This is a genomic window from Methylobacter sp. Wu1 (assembly GCF_036553575.1).
GTDB lineage: Bacteria > Pseudomonadota > Gammaproteobacteria > Methylococcales > Methylomonadaceae > Methylobacter.
This window is the reverse complement of record NZ_JAZHOC010000067.1, coordinates 28213-52541: the sequence shown is the minus strand read 5'-3', so window position 1 is coordinate 52541 and position 24329 is coordinate 28213. Positions and strand designations below refer to the sequence as shown.

The 24329-nt window shown below is 47.3% G+C and carries 21 protein-coding genes and 3 tRNA genes; 7 read left to right on the top strand and 17 right to left on the bottom strand.

The genetic code is table 11. The features are described from left to right. Positions 1-327: 327 nt before the first annotated feature. From V2P20_RS14685 to V2P20_RS14675, 3 genes are all read left to right on the top strand, one after another. Positions 328-501, top strand: coding sequence for a hypothetical protein (locus V2P20_RS14685; protein WP_194968375.1), 174 nt, complete (start codon positions 328-330; stop codon positions 499-501). A 654-nt stretch (positions 502-1155) separates the two neighbouring features. After that, positions 1156-1698: a hypothetical protein gene (locus V2P20_RS14680; protein ID WP_331819572.1), complete on the top strand. Its 543-nt coding sequence runs from the start codon at positions 1156-1158 to the stop codon at positions 1696-1698. 178 nt (positions 1699-1876) lie between these two features. After that, complete coding sequence (locus V2P20_RS14675) at positions 1877-3220, top strand: cytochrome P450 (protein WP_331819570.1); 1344 nt, start codon at positions 1877-1879, stop codon at positions 3218-3220. 601 nt (positions 3221-3821) lie between these two features. Here the strand turns inward: V2P20_RS14675 and V2P20_RS14670 are convergent. From V2P20_RS14670 to V2P20_RS14590, 17 genes are all read right to left on the bottom strand, one after another. Further along, positions 3822-3897: transfer RNA gene (locus V2P20_RS14670), tRNA-Asn, on the bottom strand. A 23-nt stretch (positions 3898-3920) separates the two neighbouring features. Continuing rightward, positions 3921-3997 (bottom strand) — tRNA-Arg (locus V2P20_RS14665). 92 nt (positions 3998-4089) lie between these two features. Further along, positions 4090-4180: transfer RNA gene (locus V2P20_RS14660), tRNA-Ser, on the bottom strand. A gap of 8 nt (positions 4181-4188) precedes the next feature. After that, positions 4189-4389 (bottom strand): carbon storage regulator CsrA, encoded by a 201-nt coding sequence (csrA, locus tag V2P20_RS14655; protein ID WP_027157308.1) that lies wholly within the window; start codon positions 4387-4389, stop codon positions 4189-4191. A gap of 110 nt (positions 4390-4499) precedes the next feature. Then, positions 4500-5726, bottom strand: a complete 1227-nt coding sequence (locus V2P20_RS14650; protein WP_331819568.1) for an aspartate kinase — start codon at positions 5724-5726, stop codon at positions 4500-4502. A 17-nt stretch (positions 5727-5743) separates the two neighbouring features. After that, complete coding sequence (alaS, locus tag V2P20_RS14645; RefSeq protein WP_331819566.1) at positions 5744-8356, bottom strand: alanine--tRNA ligase; 2613 nt, start codon at positions 8354-8356, stop codon at positions 5744-5746. Between the two features lie 28 nt (positions 8357-8384). Beyond that, positions 8385-8777, bottom strand: a complete 393-nt coding sequence (locus V2P20_RS14640; RefSeq protein ID WP_331819564.1) for a regulatory protein RecX — start codon at positions 8775-8777, stop codon at positions 8385-8387. Positions 8778-8876: 99 nt separating this feature from the next. Further along, positions 8877-9914, bottom strand: coding sequence for a recombinase RecA (gene recA, locus V2P20_RS14635; protein ID WP_331819562.1), 1038 nt, complete (start codon positions 9912-9914; stop codon positions 8877-8879). Positions 9915-10025: 111 nt separating this feature from the next. Beyond that, the gene (gene lpxB / locus V2P20_RS14630) at positions 10026-11186 is read right to left on the bottom strand and encodes a lipid-A-disaccharide synthase (protein WP_331819560.1); all 1161 of its coding nucleotides are present in this window, start codon (positions 11184-11186) and stop codon (positions 10026-10028) included. 114 nt (positions 11187-11300) lie between these two features. Next, complete coding sequence (locus V2P20_RS14625; protein ID WP_331819558.1) at positions 11301-12398, bottom strand: DegT/DnrJ/EryC1/StrS family aminotransferase; 1098 nt, start codon at positions 12396-12398, stop codon at positions 11301-11303. A 57-nt stretch (positions 12399-12455) separates the two neighbouring features. After that, positions 12456-13391 (bottom strand): Gfo/Idh/MocA family oxidoreductase, encoded by a 936-nt coding sequence (locus V2P20_RS14620; RefSeq protein ID WP_331819557.1) that lies wholly within the window; start codon positions 13389-13391, stop codon positions 12456-12458. 270 nt (positions 13392-13661) lie between these two features. Further along, positions 13662-15020: a cache domain-containing protein gene (locus V2P20_RS14615; RefSeq protein ID WP_331819556.1), complete on the bottom strand. Its 1359-nt coding sequence runs from the start codon at positions 15018-15020 to the stop codon at positions 13662-13664. Between the two features lie 203 nt (positions 15021-15223). Continuing rightward, entirely contained in the window at positions 15224-16423 is a 1200-nt protein-coding gene (locus tag V2P20_RS14610) for a hypothetical protein (protein WP_331819555.1), read from the bottom strand. Continuing rightward, positions 16392-16847, bottom strand: coding sequence for a hypothetical protein (locus tag V2P20_RS14605; RefSeq protein ID WP_331819554.1), 456 nt, complete (start codon positions 16845-16847; stop codon positions 16392-16394). The genes V2P20_RS14610 and V2P20_RS14605 overlap by 32 nt, the downstream gene beginning before the upstream one ends. Before the next feature lie 117 nt (positions 16848-16964). Then, entirely contained in the window at positions 16965-17468 is a 504-nt protein-coding gene (locus V2P20_RS14600) for a hypothetical protein (RefSeq protein ID WP_331819553.1), read from the bottom strand. Continuing rightward, on the bottom strand, positions 17468-19723 hold the full coding sequence (locus V2P20_RS14595) for a heavy metal translocating P-type ATPase (RefSeq protein WP_331819551.1): 2256 nt from the start codon (positions 19721-19723) through the stop codon (positions 17468-17470). The genes V2P20_RS14600 and V2P20_RS14595 overlap by 1 nt, the downstream gene beginning before the upstream one ends. A 48-nt stretch (positions 19724-19771) precedes the next feature. Continuing rightward, positions 19772-19981: a heavy-metal-associated domain-containing protein gene (locus V2P20_RS14590; protein WP_194968391.1), complete on the bottom strand. Its 210-nt coding sequence runs from the start codon at positions 19979-19981 to the stop codon at positions 19772-19774. 617 nt (positions 19982-20598) lie between these two features. Here V2P20_RS14590 and hflD point away from each other — a divergent pair. The 4 genes from hflD to V2P20_RS14570 are packed head-to-tail and all read left to right on the top strand — an operon-like array spanning position 20599 to position 24258. Next, positions 20599-21222 (top strand): high frequency lysogenization protein HflD, encoded by a 624-nt coding sequence (gene hflD, locus V2P20_RS14585; RefSeq protein ID WP_331819548.1) that lies wholly within the window; start codon positions 20599-20601, stop codon positions 21220-21222. A gap of 8 nt (positions 21223-21230) precedes the next feature. Continuing rightward, positions 21231-22166 (top strand): ABC transporter ATP-binding protein, encoded by a 936-nt coding sequence (locus tag V2P20_RS14580; RefSeq protein ID WP_194968393.1) that lies wholly within the window; start codon positions 21231-21233, stop codon positions 22164-22166. Continuing rightward, complete coding sequence (locus tag V2P20_RS14575) at positions 22163-22915, top strand: ABC transporter permease subunit (protein WP_331819546.1); 753 nt, start codon at positions 22163-22165, stop codon at positions 22913-22915. Before V2P20_RS14580 ends, V2P20_RS14575 begins: the two co-directional genes overlap by 4 nt. A gap of 32 nt (positions 22916-22947) precedes the next feature. After that, positions 22948-24258: a GldG family protein gene (locus V2P20_RS14570; protein ID WP_331819544.1), complete on the top strand. Its 1311-nt coding sequence runs from the start codon at positions 22948-22950 to the stop codon at positions 24256-24258. Positions 24259-24329: the final 71 nt, after the last annotated feature.

Sequence of the window (24329 nt, the reverse complement as noted above, 5' to 3'; positions counted from 1 at the left end):
CAAATTAATGTTTGGCAGAAACGGAGAGACAGCCGGCATTTTTATTTGAACAATAATCTTGATCGGCAATTTCCAACAGGTCGATTCCCTAAATCAATAGAAATAGAATTGTACAAAGCCGCAAAATCGGGACGAATTGCAATAACTGTATGACAGAGCAACTGATGATTAACTCTATAACTTTATCCTGTTTTAATTAAAAGTTTATTAAATAAATGTATAACAATAAGAAACAATATGTATATATTTTGTAATATTGTTAATGACAAAAGTCTAACGTATAGTTGAGTTGCATTTCAAAAAAACTAACTCTATGAGGATTTACCTATGAATGACTTTTATAAAGACGTGTTAACTGGGATTGTATTTGTTACCGGTGTATTAGGATTTGTTTCTGGAGAATTTATTATCTCCTCTACGCTGTTCGCAACGGCGGCCATTGCCAGCAACGTCAACCTGAACCGTAAACGGGCCAATGCTGGACATCTGCAATGCGAATAATCATCCTCTTTAACAAACTGCCTGGATTACTTAACCACGTAGCAACTTAATAACTTCCAAGGCTTAACGGCCTTGGAAGTTTTTTTATTTTTAGTCTCCCTTCTTTCAAAATTCCTCAAAGCCCCGTATTTTTACTTTTTCCTTTGCAGTAGGCTCTGCTTAATCCTTTCGTTGTAATACAGCAATTTAATAGAGATAAACATCCTCATAAATTGAGAAAACAACTTAACTTATAACCTTGATAGTCTCTATTGGCAAGAAACAATAAACTTGTTAAGAATAGTCCTTTCACCGCTTGCGAAGTACAAATTCCAACGGCATTGCAGCAGCACATATAGAGTTCTTGCAACTCACCGGATTCCGCAATTTTTTCTTTTGGCTCTGAAGAAATAGTGCCAACTATGGTGCTATGAAGATAAAGTTTTTACCAAAATGCTGCTTAATCGGTGCATTCATCTATTAACATCCGCACCTCCTCATCCATCAAAGCGCCGAAAAATTACTCTTGGCCTTTTTCAACTTGCCTTCACAAAGATATCTGCCTGCAGCAGCTGAGCTATATACGCATTCATCGTTATTTCATTGGCTTCAAATGTGTACTATAACAACACCTTTAAGGAAAATTTTTGTTACCACTCTTTAAACCATAGCATCATGCGCGAACTGGACGGTCCCGAGCTCTATCAAGCACTCAAATATGCCAAGCACCTGGACGAAGAAGAAGTCAGCGAGATCATCGAACGGTTTCAGTTCGATCAGGCGGCTCTGTCGCAAGCAATATTCAATGTCTTTCCAGCCGTCATTGCCGAGCAGAATCAGGATATGTCATATCTTTTTCTGACCCTATGCTTCGATGTGCTGTGCGTCTTCCAGCAAGCCTTAGGCCCGTTGCCTTCCCAAGAAGGGATGGACTTCGACTGGCTGGAAAAGCAGGCCATGCTGTTGGAGGCTGAACTGCAATCACTGATCAAGGAGAAGGACATGGACGAGAAGATCAGGGCGCGATTACAGAACCGATTCATGCAGCGCTCAACTCAGGGCAGCCCGCAGCCAGTCCTGGTCAGATTCCTGAATAAAGCCATTGAAGATTTCGCGGCAGAAATTCCCAGCAGGAAGACAGCCATCCGAGTAACTCAAACCATGATTTTTATAGTGGTTCAGCTATTCAGCAATCTCTACAGTCATGTTGAAAGCTAACGTCAATGCCATGAAGCTATCTTCAGATGCAAGTTAAACTGTAGAGCAGTGAATTTTATGCTTCTGTAAATCACATTAACTATCGACAATGGGACTTTAAACTCTTACACGAACTCGGCGATTCATTGACATTTCCTGTTTTTCGTCAAAAATAGCCTTTTTTCCAATTTTATCGACAATGGCAACCAAAACGATTCCTCGCGTCAAAGGCGATTTTTTGCTGGGCAATTTACGTCAATATAAAGCTAATCCTTTTCAAGCGCTCTGCAGCTGGCAGCGCGATTATGGAGACTTGGTCAGCTTCAGGCTAGCCACCCGTCAGCTTTATTTATTCAGTCATCCACAGTTAGTGGAGCAAGCTTTAGTCAAACAAAGCCATAACTTTGTCAAAATGTACAACCCGAAAAAGCCGACGGGTCTGTCCTTGATTTTAGGACAAGGACTGCTTACCAGCCAGGGCGATTTATGGCGTAGGCAACGACGCTTGATGCAACCGGTCTTTCAGCGGGCCAGTCTGACGCCCATGATTCCGCAAATGGTTACAGCCGGAAACAACTTGTTGCATCGCTGGCAGCAATTAGGCGATGGGGCGCATGTCAACCTTGCCGATGAAATGATGCAATTGGCACTGGAAGTCATCACCCAAACGATGTTCAGCACCAGCGTACTCGACAAAGTAGGCGATATCGCATCAGCTTTGGATACCGGATTAAAGTACGCTGCCAAAACCATATCGAATCCTTTAACGCCGCCTTTATTTATACCGACACCTGCCAATCGAGCATTCAAACAAGCTACAGGCGTATTGGACAATATTATTTACAGCATGATTAATCAGCGCCGATCCCAATCTATTGAGCAACGCGATTTATTGAGCATGTTGTTGAATGTGCGCGATGACGATACAGGCAATTCCATGAGCGACCTGCAAATTCGCGATGAAGTGATTACGATTTTCACTGCCGGTCATGAAACCACGGCAAACGTACTTACCTGGACATTATATTTATTGGCTCGACATCCAGATGTTCTAGCAAAACTCAAAGCTGAGCTCCATGATCAGTTGCAAGACAATACTCCCGATGCCGAATCTCTACAGCAATTGGTTTATACCCGGGCGGTATTGAGCGAAGCCATGCGTATCCGCCCACCGGCAGGCATTCTGATACGCAAAATAAGCCAAGATACAGAAATTGACGGGTATGCCCTTAAAGCTGACAGCCTGGCAATATTCAGCATCTACAATATTCACCATCATCCCGACTATTGGCAACAACCGGAGCAATTCGATCCTGAGCGATTTTTAACGGCTGATAAAAGGAAATTCGCTTATATGCCTTTCGGTACCGGCGAACGCGTCTGTATCGGCAACCATTTTGCCTTACTCGAAAGTCAGTTGCTGCTAAGCATGATTGTTCAGCATTATGATGTGGAATTGCTCAATAACGATGAAATCGAGATTGAAATGGCTGTAACTATACGGCCCAAAGGCGGCATTCCGGTAAGGCTAAAGCGGTGCTAGAACAGCCTTCAGTTCCATTTCAATATTCTGGCTATTTCATTTTTATATCTGCAATACTTTAAGCTTGATTTAATAGCTGATGTTACGTCGTTGTAGGGTCGAATTCGCTTGTGCCCTTTAGGATATTCCACCTGTAACAAACCGCCCGTGTGCTGGCCTAGGCAGTGCGAATACCCGCAAGGAGCACAAGTGAATTCGACCCTACACGACACACAGCAACACTCAAACAGCACAGAGATCAATTGATGCGTAACATCAGTTGGATAACTGCAGATCAGCCTTCATCAGGCAAAAACTGATAATGTATTACAGTTATCACTGGCTACTTAATCGCCTGCATCAGTCTCAACACATCTATTACCTTGTCGTGATAGATTTGGCGATATGAAAAAACTACCGTAACCGATGTCCGCGCCTCTGATATTGGCTTTTACGAACATCTAAAACATCCATATTAAAAGTATCACAGACCTGCAATATTCTGGATTTTTGTTACGGTTTATTGTGATTTTTTGTTTTGAATGCGCCCTATCCAAGCACACATAGAAATTTTCAGGCAATAAAAAAGGCCTTGGTAAATTACCTAAGGCCTTGTTTCTTTTGGCTCCCCCGGACGGGCTCGAACCGCCGACCTAATGATTAACAGTCATCCGCTCTACCGACTGAGCTACAGGGGAATAAACTTTTTTGTCTTCTTCAATGGCGCGCCCGGAGAGATTCGAACTCCCGACCGCTCGGTTCGTAGCCGAGTACTCTATCCAGCTGAGCTACGGGCGCCTTGTTGATCCGACTATTATCCTTCTTTACCTCATCCTTGTCAACTTTTATTTTTCATTCTATTAAAAAACAAAAATCAACCTTTAATTAAGTGGCGGAGAGAGAGGGATTCGAACCCTCGATGCGCTTTTGGCACATACTCCCTTAGCAGGGGAGCGCCTTCGGCCTCTCGGCCATCTCTCCTAAAACTTTTACTCTTCTGAACCGGTTAAGCCTGTAGACTCGGCCTGTTCTTTTTTAATCCGTTCGTAAATTTCTTCCCTATGAACAGAGACTTCTTTTGGTGCATTAACACCGATGCGAACCTGATTTCCTTTGACTCCAAGAACAGTGACTGTAACTTCATCACCGATCATCAAAGTCTCTCCTACCCGACGAGTCAAGATAAGCATGGCTTCTCCCTATGTCTATTTAAAAACCACTGTTCTTACACAGCATCCAACCAAGAACAACAATTATAGCAGCTTTTTCAGATAAATAAAGTCCTAAGTTAAAATAAAATCTAAGACTCTATTTCTTGGTCTAATTTAAAAGCCGCATGTAATGCTCTGACCGCCAATTCCAAATATTTCTCATCAACAACGACGGAAATTTTAATTTCCGATGTCGATATCATTTTAATGTTTATACCTTCTTTTGCAAGCGTTTTAAACATGGTGCTGGCAATTCCGGCATGAGAACGCATGCCTACGCCTACAATTGAAACTTTTACTATGCTGTCATCGCCAGCCACTTTTCTAGCTCCAAGCTCTGCACATCCATTTTCCAACAAAGCTTTTGCTCTGGGATAATCGTTGCGATGCACGGTAAAGGTAAAATCAGTCGTCGCATCATCGGCAATATTCTGGATGATCATATCGACTTCGATATTTGCATCAGCTATCGGCCCAAGAATTTTAAATGCAACACCTGGTAAGTCAGGCACGCCAGTAATGGTTAATTTTGCCTCGTCACGATTAAATGCGATTCCGGAAACTAAAGCACTTTCCATTTGTGATTCCTCATAGGTAATGAGCGTACCCTTACCTTCTGTAAATGATGATAATACTCTTAAAGCAACGTTATACTTGCCGGCAAACTCTACCGACCTGATTTGCAATACTTTTGAACCCAAGCTGGCCATTTCCAGCATTTCTTCAAAGGTAATCTTATCAAGCCGGCGGGCTTTCGGTTCTACCCGAGGATCAGTGGTATAAACACCATCCACATCGGTATAGATGTGGCACTCATCAGCTTTCAAAGCAGCTGCCAAAGCGACGGCAGTCGTATCAGAGCCTCCACGGCCCAGCGTTGTGATATTGTTGTTCTCATCCACGCCTTGGAAACCGGCGACAACCACTACTTTGCCCCCATTAAGATCGGCTCGCATGCGGGTATCATCAATATTGCGTATGCGCGCTTTCGTATGACTGCTATCGGTCAGGATTTTTACCTGTCCTCCCGTATAAGAACATGCCGGACACCCTATCTCGTGCAAGGCCATGCTTAAAAGCGAAACAGTAACCTGTTCTCCCGTTGAAAGCAGAACATCCATTTCCCTCTCGTTGGGCTGGGGTTGCATTTCTCTTGCTAGGGCAACCAAGCGATTGGTTTCGCCACTCATTGCAGAAACCACAACAACAATCTGATCACCTTGATCATGAACTTTTTTAACTTTTTCAGCGACTGCTTTAATACGCTCTACAGAGCCTACCGATGTACCGCCAAACTTATATACATATAATGCCATTCACTATAACCTTATCTTCAAGCATTCATTTGCTCTTGCACCCAAGCCGGAACTTGAGCCAGTGCCTCAGCCAACTTTGACGGATCGTTGCCGCCAGCCTGAGCCATATCAGGCCGGCCACCGCCTTTGCCGCCGACTTTAGTCGCTACAAAATTAACCAGATCACCGGCTTTTACACGGCCCATCTGATCTTTGGAAACACCTGCGCACAGCATGACCTTATCGCCTTCGACGACTGCCAGCACGATGGCAGAGCTGCCTAATTTGTTTTTCAGCTGATCCACCATGTCGCGCATGGACTTAGGATCAACGTCATCAAGTTTAGTGGCCAGCACTTTGATCCCATTGACATCGATGGCCTGAGAGCTGAGTTCACCGCCTGCTGAACTTGCCAGTTTCGATTTCAGCCGCTCCAACTGTTTTTCCAGCGACTTATTCTTTTCTATCAGCTGCTCGACCTTTTCAGATGCCTTGTCCGCTGAACTTTTCAACAGCCCTGCAATACTGCTCAATGCTTTATCGCGGCATTCGATCCAGTCAATACAGGCACTGCCAGTAACCGCCTCAATACGTCTGACGCCAGCAGCAATACCCGTTTCGCTGATTATCTTAAAGCAGCCTATATCGCCTGATCGCTCAACATGCGTACCGCCGCACAGCTCGGTTGAGAAGTCGCCGATTTTTAAGACCCTGACTTCGTCGCCATATTTTTCGCCGAACAAGGCCATGGCTCCGGCATTCATAGCTTCATCTTTTGCCATAATCTGCGCGGAAACAGGATTATTCATGCGGATCTGCTCATTGACCAGGTGCTCAACAGTGCTGATTTCGTCAGCCGTTACCGGCTCAAAATGGGAAAAATCAAAACGCAAGCGCTCCGGGTTAACCAGTGAGCCTTTTTGAGCCACGTGCTCGCCCAAGACCTTTCTTAATGCCGCATGCAACAAATGTGTGGCAGAGTGATTCAATTCGGTTGCTTTTCTATCTGCTGTACTGACACGCGCATCGCACAATTGTCCCTTGTTTAATGTTCCGGCAGCCACCCTACCTTTATGCAAGAACAGATTACTGCCCTGCTTTTGTGTATCGGCAACTTCAAATATCGCACCACCGGCTTCAATTTTGCCGCAATCACCCACTTGACCGCCGGATTCAGCGTAGAAAGGCGTCTTATCCAGAACCACAATGCCTTCGTCACCTTCGTCGAGACTATCGACCGGCTGACCTTTTAAATAAAGGCCGAGGATATGCACCTGATCATCGAGTTGTCCGTAGCCGGTAAATTCGGTCTGCACGTCCAGCCTGATGTCCTGATCGTAATCGGCCCCGAAACTGCTGGCCAGCCGCGCCCGTTCACGCTGCTCAGACATAGCCATTTCAAAACCGGCGTGATCGACAGTGAGATTGTTTTCACGGGCAAAGTCAGCCGTCAAATCCACTGGAAAACCATAAGTATCATAAAGCTGAAATACAGTCCCACCTGGAATCACAGAGCCTTCCATTTTGGCCACACAGGCTTCAAGGATTTTCATGCCTTGTTCCAAGGTTTCAGCAAAACGCTCTTCTTCCTTTTTCAGTACGCGTTCAACCTGGGCCTGCCCGTTTTTAAGCTCAGGGTAAGCTTCGCCCATTGCTTCGACCAGTGGCGCGACCAATTTGTAGAAAAACACCTCACGGATACCTAGACGATAACCGTGGCGAATAGCCCGGCGAATGATGCGCCGCAAGACATAACCGCGCCCCTCATTTGAAGGCATGACGCCGTCAGCCACTAAGAAGGCGCAGGACCGGATATGATCGGCGATCACGCGCAACGAACTTTGCGTCAAATCATGGGTTCCAGCAATCTCGGCCGCAGCCCGCAGCAATTTCTGAAACAGATCAATCTCATAATTGCTGTGTACGCCCTGCATTACCGCAGAAATCCGCTCAAGCCCCATGCCGGTGTCAACAGAAGGTTTGGGCAGTGGATGCAAATTGCCTTCACTGTCGCGATCATACTGCATGAATACCAGGTTCCAGATTTCAATATATCTGTCGCCGTCTTCATCTGGCGAACCTGGAGGGCCGCCGGCAATTCCTTCGCCATGATCATAGAATATTTCAGTACAGGGCCCGCAAGGCCCTACGTCGCCCATAGACCAGAAATTATCCTTGGCGCCGATTCTTGAGAACCGGTTTGGATCAATCCCAACATCCTGAAGCCATATTTTTTCCGCTTCGGAGTCTTCCTCAAAAACAGTCACCCATAATTTCTGCGGCGGAATATCCAACTCTTTCGTTAAAAATTCCCAGGCATAATAAATCGCTTCTTTCTTGAAATAATCGCCGAAGCTGAAATTGCCCAGCATTTCAAAAAAGGTATGATGGCGTGCCGTATAACCGACATTTTCCAAATCGTTATGCTTGCCGCCCGCCCTGACGCAGCGCTGACTAGTCACCGCCCGGTTATAATCACGGTGTTCTCTGCCTAGGAATACATCTTTAAACTGCACCATGCCGGCATTGGTGAATAACAATGTCGGGTCATTGCCGGGTACCAGGGAGCTTGAAGGCTGTACAGAATGTCCTCGTTCACGAAAGAATTCCAGAAAAGCAGCGCGCAGTTCTGAGCTAGTCATTTTTTTCATGGTAATGGTAAATAAATGATTTTTAAAACTAAAATTTATTCTTGTTAATATTCAAATGGTCAAGCAAAGCGCTGATCATTTCACCAGTAAAGCCGCGGTGCAACAAAAATCGACTGCGTTTAGCCCACTCGTTTCTGTCCAGATTTTTTTTATGATTATATTTTTTGTTGTAAACCTGTTCCAGCAAGTCCATCCAGCTACTGTCAGACGCCTGCAAAACTGCGTCTAAATCAATCTCGTCAATACCATTTTGCCGCAATTCATATTCAATGCGAACAGGTCCGTAGCCTTTCTGCATGCGGTAGCGAGCGTAGTTCTGCGCATAACGTTGATCATCCTGCCAGCCTTGCTGTGCCAATTCGTCAATGACAGCCGATACATCTTCCCTATCAAAGCCTTTGCCCGCCAGTTTATTGAGCAATTCTTTCCGGCTGTGATCTCTACGAGACAGCAATCGCAGACAAGTTTCTTTAATATCCTTATGAACGTCATTCACAACAGACTATGAGGACTAAATAGACTATTCGCCTTCATCAGTAAAGCTAGGTTCCTCACTGAATTCGGCTCTTCGTCCGAACGCTTCGGCCCGTATTTTGCCTTCGATCTCTTTGGCCATGTCGGGATGTTCTTTCAGGAAAGTTTTGGCATTATCTCTGCCTTGGCCGATTTTTTCATTGCCATAACTATACCAGGAACCCGACTTTTGAATAAAACCGTAATTGACTCCTAAGTCAACCAACTCGCCCAGAAACGACACGCCTTCGTTATACAAAATCTCAAATTCGGCCTGCTTGAAAGGCGGAGCGACTTTGTTTTTAACCACTTTTACACGGGTTTCGTTGCCTATCACTTCCTCACCTTTCTTAACTGAACCGATGCGTCGGATATCCATCCGCACTGAAGCATAGAATTTAAGCGCATTACCGCCGGTTGTGGTTTCCGGACTGCCGAACATGACCCCGATTTTCATCCTGATCTGGTTGATAAAAATAACCAGTGTATTGGAGCGTTTGATATTGGCCGTCAATTTCCTTAATGCCTGGGACATTAAACGCGCCTGCAGGCCCATGTGCGAATCGCCCATATCACCTTCAATTTCGGCTTTAGGCGTCAAGGCTGCGACCGAGTCGACGACGACCACATCAACAGCGCCTGAACGCACCAGCATATCGGTGATCTCCAAGGCCTGTTCGCCAGTATCGGGCTGCGATACTAGAAGATCATCAACATTGACGCCGATTTTTTCGGCATAACCTGGGTCCAACGCGTGCTCGGCATCGACAAATGCCGCCGTACCGCCGAGCTTTTGCATTTCAGCGATGACTTGCAGTGTCAAGGTAGTCTTACCGGAAGATTCAGGCCCATAAATTTCCACGATACGGCCGCGAGGCAAGCCTCCACAACCCAGCGCAATGTCCAAGCTCAGAGAACCGGTAGAAACCACTTCGATATCACGCGAGGCGGCCACATCGCCCATGCGCATGACAGAGCCTTTGCCGAACTGTTTTTCTATCTGCATCAACGCTGCGCCCAGCGCTTTCTTCTTGTTCTCGTCCATTGTTTATGTCCTGTATGTAAAGAAGTATTACCCAATCGAACTGTTTATTATCACATAGAGATATGTATTCGGATAGTTTTGATTTTCAAATCAAGATTTATCCTTATGATATTAAATTGCTTCGTTTTTAGACAGCATAGTCCAAGCGAGTTCCGCCATGTTCTTTGAGCCTCCGCCTTGGCCCAACTGCGCTTTAACCCGGGATAAATTGTCGCGCATCGCATCGGCATAGAACTTATCGGTCAAAATCCGGTTGACTTCCGCAGCCAGCTTTTCAGGAGTCGCCTCATGTTGAATGAGTTCCTTTACAATCCCTTTACCAGCAATAATATTGGGCAATCCAATAAACCGCGTATTTACCAGCCATCTTCCAAGTAGGTAGGTCAGCGGTGAAAGCTTATAGGCGATAACCATAGGCACGGTTAATAAAGCAATTTCCAGCGTTGCCGTGCCCGAAGTCGTCATGACTACATCGCAGCATTGAATCACATCATAAGGCTGATTTTTTACCGTGATAATTTTAACCGGCGACTGACTCAAATACGCTTCAAGTAAGGCATCGCTGATCGAGTCGGCCTGAGGCAGCAGAAACTGGGCTTCAGGCATATCGTTTTGAATTTCTTCGGCGGCTTTCAGCATGACCGGCAGCATGCGCTTGATCTCATTGGCGCGGCTTCCCGGCAATAGGCCGATAATCGTCTTTTTTTGATCCAGCCCAAAACGCACTAAATCTTCTTCCTTCGAATGCTGGGCATGGACTTTATTCACAGACGGATGCCCCACATAACGCACCGGCACATTTTCGGCTTCATAATAAGCCGTCTCAAAAGGAAAGATAACGGCCATCATATCGATCACTTCGCCGTATTTCTTGACCCGCCCAGGGCGCCATGCCCATATCTGCGGACTGACATAGAACAATACCTTGATACCGCATTGCTTGGCATATCGCGCCAGTTTGAAGTTGAATTCCTTATAGTCGACGCAAACCAGCAAATCAGGCTGCTCATCCGAGACTATTTTCTGCATGAGCTTTAATGCGCGGCGGATTTCGCCATAATGCTTTATAACCTCGACAAGGCCGATTACGGCGATATTCGATGAATCATAGCGAACATCGATACCCGCCTGAGCCATTTTTGCACCGCCCATGCCAATGCCCTGGATATCAGGCCGATATTTGCGCAATTCCAGAAACATATTGGCGGCATGCTGATCACCCGAGGATTCGCCAGCGCTAAACAGGACAGTTAAAGGTTTGTTTTGTGACAAGAAATAACCTATTGAGTAAATAATGCCAGTAACCAGCAAACAAAAGGCCGACTAAGAGCCGGCCTTTATTGGTATTGCGTCAGTTTTTATCGCTTGATCAATCCTGCGATAAGTTTAAGCGGTCAAAACCTCGCGGATAACACTGACAATTTCTTTGATGGTCGAATCAGCCAGATAAGGGCAGATCGGCAACGAGAAGCAATTGGCCGCAACAGACTCAGTCACAGGCAGAGTCAATCCCGCACACTCCTCTTTGAAAACGTTTTGCTTATGCAATGGTACCGGATAATACACGGCGCAGCCTATTTGCTTGTCCTGCAAAGCTTTTATCACGTCATCCCGGCGATCGCACAGCAAAGTATACTGATGATAAACATGCTCGCCCAGACCATCTTCAAACGGGGTCGCCAACGGCAAGTCAGCCATTAATTCCGAATAAAGATGCGCGGCATGACGGCGGCCTTTATTGTACTGATCGATCCGTTTCAGCTTGGCTCTCAGAATTACCGCCTGCATGTCATCGAGGCGGCTGTTATAGCCGATGACATCATGATAATAGCGCACGTCGGAGCCGTGGTTGCGCAGCTGCTTAATCTTGGCAGCGGTTTCATCGGAGTTTGTCGTCACCAGACCGCCATCTCCGAAGGCGCCCAGGTTTTTGCTCGGAAAGAAGCTGAAGCCAGCCGCATGCCCAATAGCGCCGGTCTGTTTGCCATTGATGCTGGCGCCGAATGATTGACAGCAATCTTCGATCAGCTTCAGATTGTGTTCATCGCATAGCTTTTGAATTTTAGCCATGTCGGCCGGCTGGCCAAACAAATGCACGGGCATTACCGCTTTGGTTTTAGGCGTAATGGCTTTTTCTATGGCTTCCGGCGAGATATTGAAAGTCTTTGGATCGATATCGACAAAGACCGGCTTGGCGCCGACGTATTTGATCGCTTCGGCCGTAGCAATAAAAGTGAAGGCGGTAGTGATGACTTCATCACCAGCGCCGATGCCTTCCGCAATCAATGCCAGATGCAGAGCGTCGGTTCCTGAAGCCACGCCGATGGCATGTTTGACCCCCAGATATTCAGCCGCTTCTTTTTCAAATGCCTGCACATTAGGGCCTAGAATAAACGAGCAGTTTGCTATTGTCTCAGCCAGCCCTTGCTCAATTTCGTCTTTAATTTCAGCGTATTGAGCCTTCAGGTTTACCATTGGTATCATATTGTTATTGCCTTTTATTTATTCAGAAAATCTTATAGCGTAGTGCAAAAAGTGCGGTTATTTATCGCCCAACAAGCGCGTAATCTGTATCGCCGTCTCAAGTGCTCTTTTGCCGGCTTCACCGGATACCAGAGGATTCTCGCCGGTATGAATGCAATTGATGAAATGCTTGATTTCTTCCAGTAAGGCGTCGCCGCTTTCAAACACAGATTCTTCGGTTTCTATTTCGGGAATACCGGGGAACATTTCCTTGGTGCCGGTACGGTGCTTGGTCAGAATACGGTTTTGGAAATCGACCGAGACATATGAATCGGGACGGAACATGCGCATTTTGCGCTCCATCTTCATGCTGATGCGGCTGGCGGTCACGTTGGCCACACAGCCGTTCTTAAATAACAGCCTGGCGTTGGCGATGTCAGTGCCCTGAGTCAGTACCGGCGTGCCGCTGGCATCGATGCGCTCTACTTCGGAATCCACCAGCGCCAGGATAATGTCGATGTCATGAATCATTAAATCCAGCACTACGCTGACATCATTGGCACGCGGATTAAAAGGCGATAAGCGATGAGATTCGATAAACAGCGGCTTTTGTTCGTTATCGAGTCCCAATACGGCCGGATTAAAACGCTCCAGGTGCCCTACCTGCAAAATCAAGTTTTTTGCCCTGGCAATCGCTATCAATTCGTCGGCTTCCTCAACCGTTACGGTAATCGGCTTCTCCACCAGCACATGCGCGCCATTTTCAAGAAAATCCTTTGAAACCTCATGATGCAGCGTCGTTGGCACGACAATACTTACGGCATCGACTTCGCCAAGCAGCGGTTTGTAGTCTGTCAGCGCTTTGGCGCCATATTGCCCGGCAACATCTCTAGCCGCCGCTTCATTAATGTCAACAACAGCAACCAGCTCGCAATCAGGCAATGATGCGTATTTCTGTGCGTGGAATTTCCCCAAATAGCCTGTACCAATAACAGCGCATTTTATTTTTTTCATGTAATTACTTTATATTTAGTTCAACTTGCACCCCAACAAGAAGGCTTGATAACAACAGAAATTTCGCGATGTCATCTGCTCTGTTACGGGATAAAACCGGGTATTGTAAACCATCAGTCTATATTCAGAAAATTTTGTACAGCCGCCCTATTCGCAATAAAGTCAAACACTTTTCAGTTTTATTGCCTCATCTACGAACTTGAGCCGTTAAATAATAATCCAGAGCAAATCGATATTTACAACCCTGAGCCGGAGCCTGTGTAAAAATGGTTACGAATGGGTATGCTGAGGCTCTTTTTCTTCCGCAATCTTGCGGGCGCTAATATCGACACCCAAAGTCAAAATAACCATCTCGTTATTCTCGTCATTGGACTTCAGCAATGTGTGCAACCAGGAGACATTCAGCAACTTACTGGATTCAGTCAATAAGAAGCCGTCAACCTGAAACCGGCCGGAACCCAAATCGCCCGCTCTCAATTGGTTCAATTTGTTTAGGTGCTCCTTGTCCGATTCCGGCAGGAAAGCATCAAACACTTTACCGATTATAGATCGGCTATCGGACTCAAACTCATCAACGCCAGCCTGATTGATGGTCAAAATTATGCCGTTCAATTTTTGGGTAATAATAATAATGGGTGCTACTTCAACTAATTGCCGGATAAAATCCCTCTCTTTTCCGAGAGCCTGGCTTTTTTCCAGCAATTTAAGCGTATTACGGCGCACCTCCAGCTCCAGAGACTCCAATTGGTCCGACAAGGTTAACGCTGTATCATTTAATTTATCCAACTCATCGTAGCCCAAATGAGAAAAATTTTTTATCGCTATCTGTTGCTTAAATTCCTCGTACTGATTCTGCGATAATAAAGGCAAAGCCTGTGAAAGTTTCGTAACGCGGCGCAACATTAAATGCAGAACCACTACCAGCGATATGAGGGAAACCAAAAAACTGACAGCTCCCTGAAACCAGACTTGCTTCAGATCATCCTTAAAGCCTTTGAAATCAGCAGTAATGTCATCGACAAACAGAAAAAAGGGCGGCCCTGCCGCCTCTTGATGAACGGGGAAAACTCTAACCTCAAAAACAGCATTATCCAGTTTTATCGTCTTGCTGTGTTCCAACAGTTCATCAATCTTGAAATGTCTGGAGACATAGTCAAATACCGGTATATTTTTTTCAGGCAATGTCATGCCAGACAGTTTATAAGGCCATTGATGCTCACCTGTCGCTTCATCCATGATTAAAAGACCGATATCCGAATGCGTTGCCCGCTTGTATTTAATGATAACGTCGGCAAATGACCGAATGACGCTAAAAGCACCGGTTATTTCGGAGTCTCCCATAACCGGCGTAATAGTCTGTTGAAAACACGTGTGGGGGCAAAAAATCTGATGCGCCGGCGCTTCATTGCTCAGAACTTGCTTGACGGCCGAATTTACGGCAACCAGTTGACTGCCCCAGGACTTTACAGGCTGTGCTTGTTTGTCGAAAAAAGTGACATTTTCCATGTCCCAACTGAACTGCCATTTCGACAAAGTTTCATCCAGCACCGATAATGTTTGGTTTCGCGACTTGTCGTGAGACGAGAGAAGATCGATCAATGACAACAGTTCACCAAATTGCTCTAGCACTAAAAATGAGTCTTCAGTTAGCGCTGTAGCGATATTGATATGATTATTTTGAATTTTTTTTCGGCCTACCTCAAAATTATCTATAGCTTCCAGATAGGAAAAATAGGAAAAAACGCTATGCAATATCAAAAAGACACTGCCAAACAGAATGGCTAACTTCCATCTCAAACTAAAAAAGATTCCATTGATATGCATCTGCTTAACTAAAACCTGAACGATAATTGCAATCCATACAAATTCCAATCCTGAATAAGCGAACTGGTGACGGGATTATCCGCCAGAGGCAACCACGCCGTGCCATGAACGCGATGATATTCTGCTCTTAACATCCACGATGCTGCCGGGTCCCAGCGCAGACCGAACATCCAATCGTTAGCATAGGCAATATGATTGGGCAATTTGCTATTAGCAAAGCGTTGCCCATGCTTATCATCTATATCGTTATAAATAACATCATAACGAACATTCGCTTGCAACTGCGGCAAAATCTGATATCCGCCTTGAATATACCAAGTTTCCGTAATCGATTCAGAGTCTGGAGGAGAACGTCCAAACTTACTGATCTCATTCCAACGGTGGTCAAATTCGCCTGTTAACGAGAATTTTTCACCATTATATTGAGCAGAAAACACTAATGACTGAACATACGCCTCACCGTTCAATAACGTCTCGCCCGCTGCAGGCTGATATTCAAGGTCAATACTTCCGTAACTCACAGCAAAAATATATTCTCCGCCATTAATCTCATAATTAAGCTGCGCAGCAACAGCCGGCTTCGACTGAAACTCGCCTTTAGCATCAGGGCCGAGTATAGATGACCGTATCTCTCTGTTATTCCCTAACGGAATCCCGACATTAAGCTTAATGGAAAAATCTCCATAGAGCGTGCGCTGTTCAGCGTAAAGTGAGCCGCCATCCGAAGATACCAATAGCGAGCGTGAACGTTCGAAATAGATTCCCTGAGGCAATAATATAGTCGGATGCGTAAAAGAGACATCCCGAGTTTCATTATATAAACCGAACGGTGTCTTAATCCGACCGGCGCGCACGCCGACCCTGCCGCTCTCATAATTCAACAACGCTATGTCAACCAGGCCATAATCAAGGTTTACGCTGCCCCGATCCACATCGCCATTGCGCCGATATAGACCTTGAGCCGTAAACCTTAATCGATCAAGCGGTTGATAGGAGCCATTCAAACCTATTTCGGTCAATCCGGGACTGATGCCATCGTCACTTTGCCCAAAAATATTATTGTCGGATGAATGAAAAAAGCCCTGCGTTAAAAAACCATGAAACTCAATTTCATCAGGCATAATACCCGCTTGCGCGATGCCGGACACGCAGAATACGCCCAACAACAGGATGCCGTTATTGGTATTCAAACAAGCGTATTTTTTCATTGTCCGGCCTGCTATTTAAATACCCGATTGCATAAGGGGTATTCGCTATTTTATCAATCATTTCCTGTTCTGAATCCAGCTGAACGGGTGTCGCGCCTGTCCCTGAAAAAAGCATTCTGTCCCATATCCTCCTGAGTTGATGCGGAAACATATCAAGATTATTTTTAACGAAATCCTTATGCAGGAGGTCAGTGTCAGATAGAGTAAAGACCTTTATCTGCTCGCCATTAGGCCAGAATCGTTGCCGCATCATAAAGATGGCGCGCGCATCTGCCAGCGTATATTGCTTTGAGGGTACTGTTTGATTGACGACTATTTCAGCCGCATTGACCGAGGAACTACCCATTGCCGAGACGATAATGCCGACTTTTATGAAATTGATCAGTTTTTCATAGACATACGGATGCAACGTAAAAAGTTCCATTAATTTCTATCTAACAGCATGAGTCTCTATAGACGCGTTTAGCAACTCTGATTCTAGCGTTTGCAGATACCTATTCTCACTTCTAACACTAAAAACAAAAAGTCCGTACGCCAAAGTCTAATGCCAGCCTCCATATTGCTTAGTAGGATCCCCCTTGAAACCGGCTGTCGTGTTTTTACCGCTAGCCGTTTTGCTTTGTGAAATTGCGTTGATCGCTGCTCTGGCCATGTTTTCTTTTGTTACGCCGCCCAAATCTCGTGCTGAGCGCACCACTAATGAAGACATGGGTGTGATATCCTGCTTCGCTGCCGTAGGATCGAGGACTACTGCTTCCAGCAATTCATCGTGCCCTTCAATTTCCAGAAAAACCGGATAAGCGGCATTAGCCGGTATATCCGCCGAGTATCTGGAGTCCCCGTTAAGTGCTACCGAGGTTATTGCGGCACCATTTTTATCCTTGATTATAATCTTACCGCTGGTTATCGGTCCGTCCCTATCTGTGACAATTCCCTCGATACGGGAAAAAGCCCCAGTAGAAGTCCGCTTATCATTTGATGACTCGCTGCAACCGCCTAAAAGCAGCAGCATTGCAACAATGGCAAATTGAAACATGTATTTCATTATTTACTCTCACTGAACTTTGTCCAACGCAAACGGTTGGCGTTTGAAACCACAGTCACAGAAGACATGGCCATTGCCGCGCCTGCAATCATCGGATTCAATAAAATTCCAAATAGCGGATACAATAGGCCTGCCGCGACAGGAATACTGATTGTATTATAGAAAAAAGCGCCTAGCAGATTCTGTTTTATATTGACCAAAGTGGCTTTGGACAATTCGACAGCTTCAGGCACTTTCAATAACGAGCCCTGCAAAATTACCACATCGGCGCTCTCAATCGCGACATCGGTACCGGTACCGATAGCCAGACCGACATCGGCCTGAGCCAATGCAGGCGCATCATTAATGCCGTCGCCGACCATGCCGACGATTTCCCCTTGCTGCTGCAACGCTTTCACCACCGCCGCCTTATCCTGCGGCAATACCTGAGCCCTCACTTCAGAAATGCCTGCCTGACGCGCAATGGCCTGGGCTGTGACTTCATTGTCGCCAGTCACCATTATCAGACGAATGCCCTGGCTTTTCATAAGCCGTACAGCTTCCGCCGAATCTGCCTTAATAGGGTCGGAAACGGCGATAATGCCGACGACTTTCTGATCCACTGCCAACAGCATCGGCGTCTGACCCGACGCTGAAAGCTTTTCCAGCTTGCTGTTATGCCTGGAATATTTAATACCTTTCTGATCCATCAGAGCCCTGTTGCCGAACAGTACGGACTGTTCATTAATCTGCGCCGCTACGCCATGCCCTATAACCGCCTCAAACTTTCTGGCTTTTTCCAGTTTGAGCTTTCTTTCTTCCGCGGCTGATAAAATAGCTGCCGCCAACGGATGCTCAGAGCCTGCTTCAAGGCTTGCCGCCCATCGCAAAATAACCTCGTCGCTGTAATCGCCTATCGGTTCAATAGCTGAAACAATGGGTTTGCCCTCAGTCACGGTGCCAGTTTTATCAAGGACGATACAGGTCAGCTTGCCTGCCGTCTGCAATGCCTCGCCATTGCGAATCAAAATCCCTGACTGGGCAGCTCTGCCGACTGCGACCATGACCGAAATGGGCGTCGCCAACCCCAGCGCGCACGGACAGGCGATAACCAGGACCGTCATGGATGTCACGAAGGCGTAACCTAATGCGGGTTCAGGCCCCCATGCGTACCAGATCAAGAACGTCAGCAGTGAAAGTGCGACCACTGCCGGCACAAAAACAGCCGAGATCTTGTCCGCTAAGCGGGCGATTTCAGGTTTACTGCTTTGCGCCTGACGCACGCTTTTAATGATTTGTGCCAATGCGGTATCGCGGCCAATGCGCGTTGCCTTGAACAGAAAGCTGCCGTTCTGGTTTATCGTGCCGGCGGCAACCTCTGACCCGGCTATTTTTTCTACCGGCAGCGGCTCGCCCGTCAACATGGATTCATCAACAGTGGAATGCCCTTCAAGCAGTACGCCGTCCACCGCGATTTTTTCGCCGGGCCTTACTCTCAACGTTTCGCCCAGTCCCACCTGCTCAATGGGAATATCCGTTTCCACGCCATTTCTGATCACACGCGCCGTACGCGGCTGTAGGCCGATTAACTGGCGAATGGCGCCGGAGGTCTTGCCCCTTGCCCGCATTTCCAGCGCGGACCCGAGATTGATAAAGGCCAGAATGACCACAGCCGCTTCAAAGTAGGCATGTTGAGCCAGAGACGGCAGCGTGTCGGAATAGTCGATTATGATGGTGGAATAAAGCCACGCCGAGCCCGTACCTAATGCGATCAGCGTATCCATATTGGCCTGGCCCAAACGTAACAGCTTGATGGCGCCGCTGAAGAAATGGCCTCCCGAATAAAACAGGATGGCAAAGGTAATCAGCGCGACTTCCGGCCAGAACCACTGCCCTGTCGCCGAACCGATTTCCGGCAGCCAACCGAAATGATCGCCGAGCATGAGCGGCAGGCCGATAACTGCGGCCACGGCTGCTTTCCTCATCAGATTCCGGTAGCGCTGCAGTTCCATCTCTTCCTGCTCGGTTATATCTTCGAGACCTTCCATCACCGCTGCGTCATAACCGGCTTCCCTGACAGCCCGCGTTAAAACGTCGGGATCGGCCTGCCCTTTCACCATTGCCGAGTGATCGGCAAAATTAACGCTGACCGATGTCACGCCGTCTACCGCTGCCAAAGCACTCTCAACAGCACTCACGCAGCCCGCGCAGCGCATACCCAGAATTGACAACCGCAATTCTTTCGCCTTTGTATCAGAAGTTTCTTGCGCGCTCATAAATTACCCGGCCTGATAAAAATGTTTATCCACTAACAACAGCTACCGCTACTCTACGCTAAAGCCTGCTTCAGTAATGGCTTCTTCAATCGCATCCAGATCCGTTTTTTCAGCGTCATATTCAACGCTGACTTCATTATCTTTGGCGGATGCTTTGACCGATAAAACACCTTCGACAGCCTTCAGCTTGTTTGTTACATTCGATTCGCAACCACCGCATTTCATGCCAGTGACAGTTAATGTTACTGATTCAGTCATTTCGCTCTCCTTAAATAATACTTTTCATCTTTAATATCATACTCGACTGGCAGCCGATAAGCATGATGTAAATTGACCGTTCCAATATGCTCGTTTGCTTTGCTATTTATCCTGATCATATTAACAGGGAAATATATTATTCCCGCTGAAAATCAAAGCTTCAAGTCTACCTTATCAGCCGGCTTTTTGATTCAAACAATAAATTTTGTTCCAATATCCAGAATTTAGTTTCTTACCCTGGATTAAAAGAATTAAAACGCTAGGTAAATATACTAAATTGTAATGTCCTTATCGAACAGACCAAACCCTTTTTCAAATTAATATATTGTCCAGCCTGGGCAATATCGGACGTATTCCAATAAAGAAGCGCTTGCCCAGTCAACATTGACGTGCGGCATGACTTCGGCCATATTAACGGGCGAAGAGCCAACCGGAGAAGTGCTGCAATGCATTATCAACTATAATGACTGGAACATTTCGGCCAGACCATGGCTTTTCATGATCTGGATCTAAAGTTTTTTAGCAAAACCTATATCTAAGTATCAACTGGGCAAAAGATGTTCTGAGCAACATCATATTTGATATAAACTGCCCGGCTTCCACATCGATAAATAACCATGCAATTAAACACGATTACCAACCAAACTATTGCGCTTGCCGGCATTGCGCAAGCAGCGGCGCTGGTTCAACAACTGGCAACAACCGGCACGGCCGATGCCGCCGCCATGGAAGCCAGCATTACCAGTATTTTAAAAATCGATTCCGATAGCGTTTCCGATGTTTATGGCGGCCTGTCCGGTGTAAAACTGGGACTTGAACAACTTAATGAGCAAATGACCGGTTATAAAATTGTCAACCCTGAACAGGCGCGTTATTCCGCGTCCCTGGTTTTTCTGGAAAAGCAACTATCCAGCCGTCCGGACATGATCAAGGCCATACGAAACGGCGTGGAAAAAGCCCAGATCCAAAGCGGGCATTTCGAACCGATGCATGAAAATGTACTGGCCAACCTTGGCGAGATATACCACAGCACCATCAGCACCCTGCAGCCGAGAATCATGGTCAACGGCAATCCGGCCTATATATCCAGACCCGACATAGTCAATAAAATACGCGCACTGCTGCTGGCAGGCATTCGCTCGGCCATATTATGGAAACAATGCGGCGGCACCCGTTGGAAATTTCTGTTTTTCCGCAAAAAAATTCAAACCGAACTGGAAAGCCTGCTGAAACAAGTTTAACCGCCAACATGACAACTCTTATAGAAGCCGAGCATTTGTATCGCTATTACGGCAAGCATTGCGCCGTCCATGATGTCAGCTTTACCCTGTCCAAAGGCGAAGTTCTGGGTTTTCTGGGACCCAACGGCGCCGGCAAAACCACAACCATGCAGATGCTGTGCGGCAATCTGGCGCCCAGCGCCGGCCAGATTAAAATTAACGGTTTTGATCTGCTCGACCAACCCAGACCGGCCAAGCAGAGCCTGGGCTATTTACCCGATACACCGCCTCTCTACCGCGAACTGAGCGTGCAGGAATACTTGCATTACTGCGCGCAACTGCATGGCGTCCCACGGCATTCGATCAGGCAGGCTGTCGATAAGGCCAAGGAGCGCTGCGGCCTTGGCGATGTCGCCGACCGGCTGATTACCAATCTGTCAAAAGGTTTTCAACAGCGGGTCGGTATCGCCCAGGCTATCCTGCACAACCCGGAAATCATCATACTGGATGAGCCCACCGTTGGCCTCGACCCTATACAGATCCGTGAAATCCGTGAATTGATCCGCGAACTGGGCCAGGATCATGGAGTCATTCTGTCCACGCATATTCTGACCGAAGTGCAGGAATCCTGCTCGCATGTGCAAATCATCCATCAGGGACGGCTGATTCTGAATGAAACCATCGCCGGACTTAACCGGCAAATGAATACGGGCACGTTGCGGGTCGCTACGCGTCTTGAGCCTAATGTAGGCGTATTATTGACGTTGCCCGGCGTAACATCCATAGACAAAATAACCGAACATCAGATCAAAATCCATCACAGCATGACCGACAACACCGTTGAGCGAATTGCCGAGACCATCATCGCCTCGGGATGGGGCCTACAGGAACTGACACCTGTAAAGCAATCGATGGAAGATATTTTTATTACCCTGACCCAAGAGCCGAAACAGATCGATTTATGATTCTAGCTATTGCTGCGCGTGAGTTTAAAACCCTGTTTTTATCGCCGATGGCCTGGACGATATTGGCTATCCTGCAATTTATCCTGGCCTTTTTATTCTTATCCCAGGTTGAAACCTTCACCATGCTCCAGCCGAAGCTGACCGCTATTGAAGGGGCGCCGGGGCTGACCGATATTGTCGTCACGCCGTTGTTCGGCAACGCGGCCATCATCCTGTTACTGGCGACGCCCTTGTTGACCATGCGGCTGATCTGCGAGGAACGCCGAAACAAAACCCTGTCATTGCTGCTTTCCGCGCCTGTTTCCAACGGCGATATCATCATCGGCAAATATCTGGGCACGCTCGGCCTGTTATTGCTGATTATCCTGCTGACCGCATTGATGCCGTTATCCCTGCTGGCGGGCGGCGAACTGGATTTCGGCAAATTATTCGCCAACATGCTGGCGTTATTGCTGCTGGTTTCGACTTTCGCCGCCATCGGCCTTTTCGTATCCTGTCTGGCCGGCCATCCGACGGTCGCCGCCCTGGGCACATTCGGCCTGTTATTGGTGCTGTGGCTTATAGACTGGACCACGGGCATTGAAGACCAGCGCAGCGAATTGTTTGAATACCTGTCCCTGCTGAGGCACTTTCAGAACGTTCAAACCGGCCTGATCAGCACTGCCGATATCAGCTATTTTCTGCTGTTTACCGGCACATTCATCCTGCTCAGCATTCGCAGACTCGATAACGACCGTTTACAAAAATGAAGATATCCCAACGCATACATCAGCGGATACGCTTGAAAAACCTGCTTCTGACCCTGGTCTTATTGAGCGTCATCGGCGGACTGGCCTGGTTAAGCAACCGCTATACGCTGGAAGCCGACATAACCGCCAATGCCGGCAACACACTGTCGCCCGCTTCCATCAAACTGCTCGCCTCCATGCCGGACCCAATAGCCATCACGGTTTACATGAAAGCGGATCAGCCAATACGCAGTCAGATTGCGCAATTGATCGATCGTTACAAACGGCATAAACCCAACCTGAGCCTTGCTTTTATAGATCCTGATGCGCAGCCGGAGAAAACGCGCGCACTGAATATCGGCGCGGCCGGCGCCATTCTGGTCGATTACCAGGGCCGTACCGAGAAAATAACCTTTGTTGATGAATCCTCATTGACCAATGCCCTGCTGCAATTGGCCAATGCCCACGAACGCTGGATCACGTTCCTGACCGGCCACGGCGAACGCGCCATTGACGGACAAGCCAATTTTGATCTGGAGCAATTCGGCAAGGAATTGGCCCGTCGCAAGATCAATGCCCAAACCATTAACCTGGCCACGCTGCCAGCCATACCCGACAACTCTGCCCTGCTGGTCATGACTGCCCCGGCCGTGCCGCTGCTGGCCAATGAAATCGAAATCATCAAACGCTACATAGAACAAGGCGGCAATCTGCTCGTGCTGACCGATCCTGATGCCAAGCATCTGGATATGCTGGAACAGCGCCTGGGCATCCACCGATTGCCAGGCGCCATTATGGACGGCAGCACCAAGCTTTACGGCATTACCGATCCGAGCTTTGTCCTTGTCGCGGAATATGCGCAACACGCCGTTACCCAAGGCTTTCAAACCACCACGATCTATCCCGCGGCCGCGGCGCTGGAGATGGATGCGGAGTCGAATTTCCAGGCTGAAGCCCTATTCGACAGCGCACAGCAATCCTGGACAGAAACCGGCCCTATCAACGGAGATGTCCGTTTTGATGCCGACAGCGACGAAAAACAAGGCCCGTTGCCCGTAGCTTATGCATTGACGCGCACTGTCAACGGTAAAAACCAGCAACGCATCGTCGTTGTCGGCGACGGTGACTTTTTGTCCAATGCCTATATCGGCAATGTCGGCAATCTGGACATGGGCCTTAGAATCGTCAACTGGCTGATCCATGAAGACCAGTTTATCGACATCCCGGCCAAGACCGCTACCGATAAAACCCTGCAATTAACGGAAACTTCCGTTGCGGTCATCGGTTTTGGCTTTCTGGTTGTCATACCGTTATTGCTAGCGGGCTCCGGTTTTTTCGTCTGGCGCAAACGTAAACAGCGGTAAAAACCGATTAAAGCTTTGCGTCCTCTGTATTTTTCGTGGCCTTATGCTTTAATAAATAAAATACAGCTCCC

What these genes read in the sequence shown, in the direction of transcription:
- alaS (WP_331819566.1), bottom strand. Translation starts at nt 8,356, where the DNA reads ATGAAAAAAATGACTAGCTCAGAACTGCGCGCTGCTTTTCTGGAATTC.
- csrA (WP_027157308.1), bottom strand. Translation starts at nt 4,389, where the DNA reads ATGCTTATCTTGACTCGTCGGGTAGGAGAGACTTTGATGATCGGTGAT.
- V2P20_RS14575 (WP_331819546.1), top strand. Translation starts at nt 22,163, where the DNA reads ATGATTCTAGCTATTGCTGCGCGTGAGTTTAAAACCCTGTTTTTATCG.
- V2P20_RS14675 (WP_331819570.1), top strand. Translation starts at nt 1,877, where the DNA reads ATGGCAACCAAAACGATTCCTCGCGTCAAAGGCGATTTTTTGCTGGGC.
- V2P20_RS14595 (WP_331819551.1), bottom strand. Translation starts at nt 19,723, where the DNA reads ATGAGCGCGCAAGAAACTTCTGATACAAAGGCGAAAGAATTGCGGTTG.
- V2P20_RS14600 (WP_331819553.1), bottom strand. Translation starts at nt 17,468, where the DNA reads ATGAAATACATGTTTCAATTTGCCATTGTTGCAATGCTGCTGCTTTTA.
- V2P20_RS14650 (WP_331819568.1), bottom strand. Translation starts at nt 5,726, where the DNA reads ATGGCATTATATGTATATAAGTTTGGCGGTACATCGGTAGGCTCTGTA.
- hflD (WP_331819548.1), top strand. Translation starts at nt 20,599, where the DNA reads ATGCAATTAAACACGATTACCAACCAAACTATTGCGCTTGCCGGCATT.
- V2P20_RS14605 (WP_331819554.1), bottom strand. Translation starts at nt 16,847, where the DNA reads ATGGAACTTTTTACGTTGCATCCGTATGTCTATGAAAAACTGATCAAT.
- recA (WP_331819562.1), bottom strand. Translation starts at nt 9,914, where the DNA reads ATGGACGAGAACAAGAAGAAAGCGCTGGGCGCAGCGTTGATGCAGATA.
- V2P20_RS14590 (WP_194968391.1), bottom strand. Translation starts at nt 19,981, where the DNA reads ATGACTGAATCAGTAACATTAACTGTCACTGGCATGAAATGCGGTGGT.
- V2P20_RS14625 (WP_331819558.1), bottom strand. Translation starts at nt 12,398, where the DNA reads ATGATACCAATGGTAAACCTGAAGGCTCAATACGCTGAAATTAAAGAC.
- V2P20_RS14580 (WP_194968393.1), top strand. Translation starts at nt 21,231, where the DNA reads ATGACAACTCTTATAGAAGCCGAGCATTTGTATCGCTATTACGGCAAG.
- V2P20_RS14620 (WP_331819557.1), bottom strand. Translation starts at nt 13,391, where the DNA reads ATGAAAAAAATAAAATGCGCTGTTATTGGTACAGGCTATTTGGGGAAA.
- V2P20_RS14685 (WP_194968375.1), top strand. Translation starts at nt 328, where the DNA reads ATGAATGACTTTTATAAAGACGTGTTAACTGGGATTGTATTTGTTACC.
- V2P20_RS14610 (WP_331819555.1), bottom strand. Translation starts at nt 16,423, where the DNA reads ATGAAAAAATACGCTTGTTTGAATACCAATAACGGCATCCTGTTGTTG.
- V2P20_RS14680 (WP_331819572.1), top strand. Translation starts at nt 1,156, where the DNA reads ATGCGCGAACTGGACGGTCCCGAGCTCTATCAAGCACTCAAATATGCC.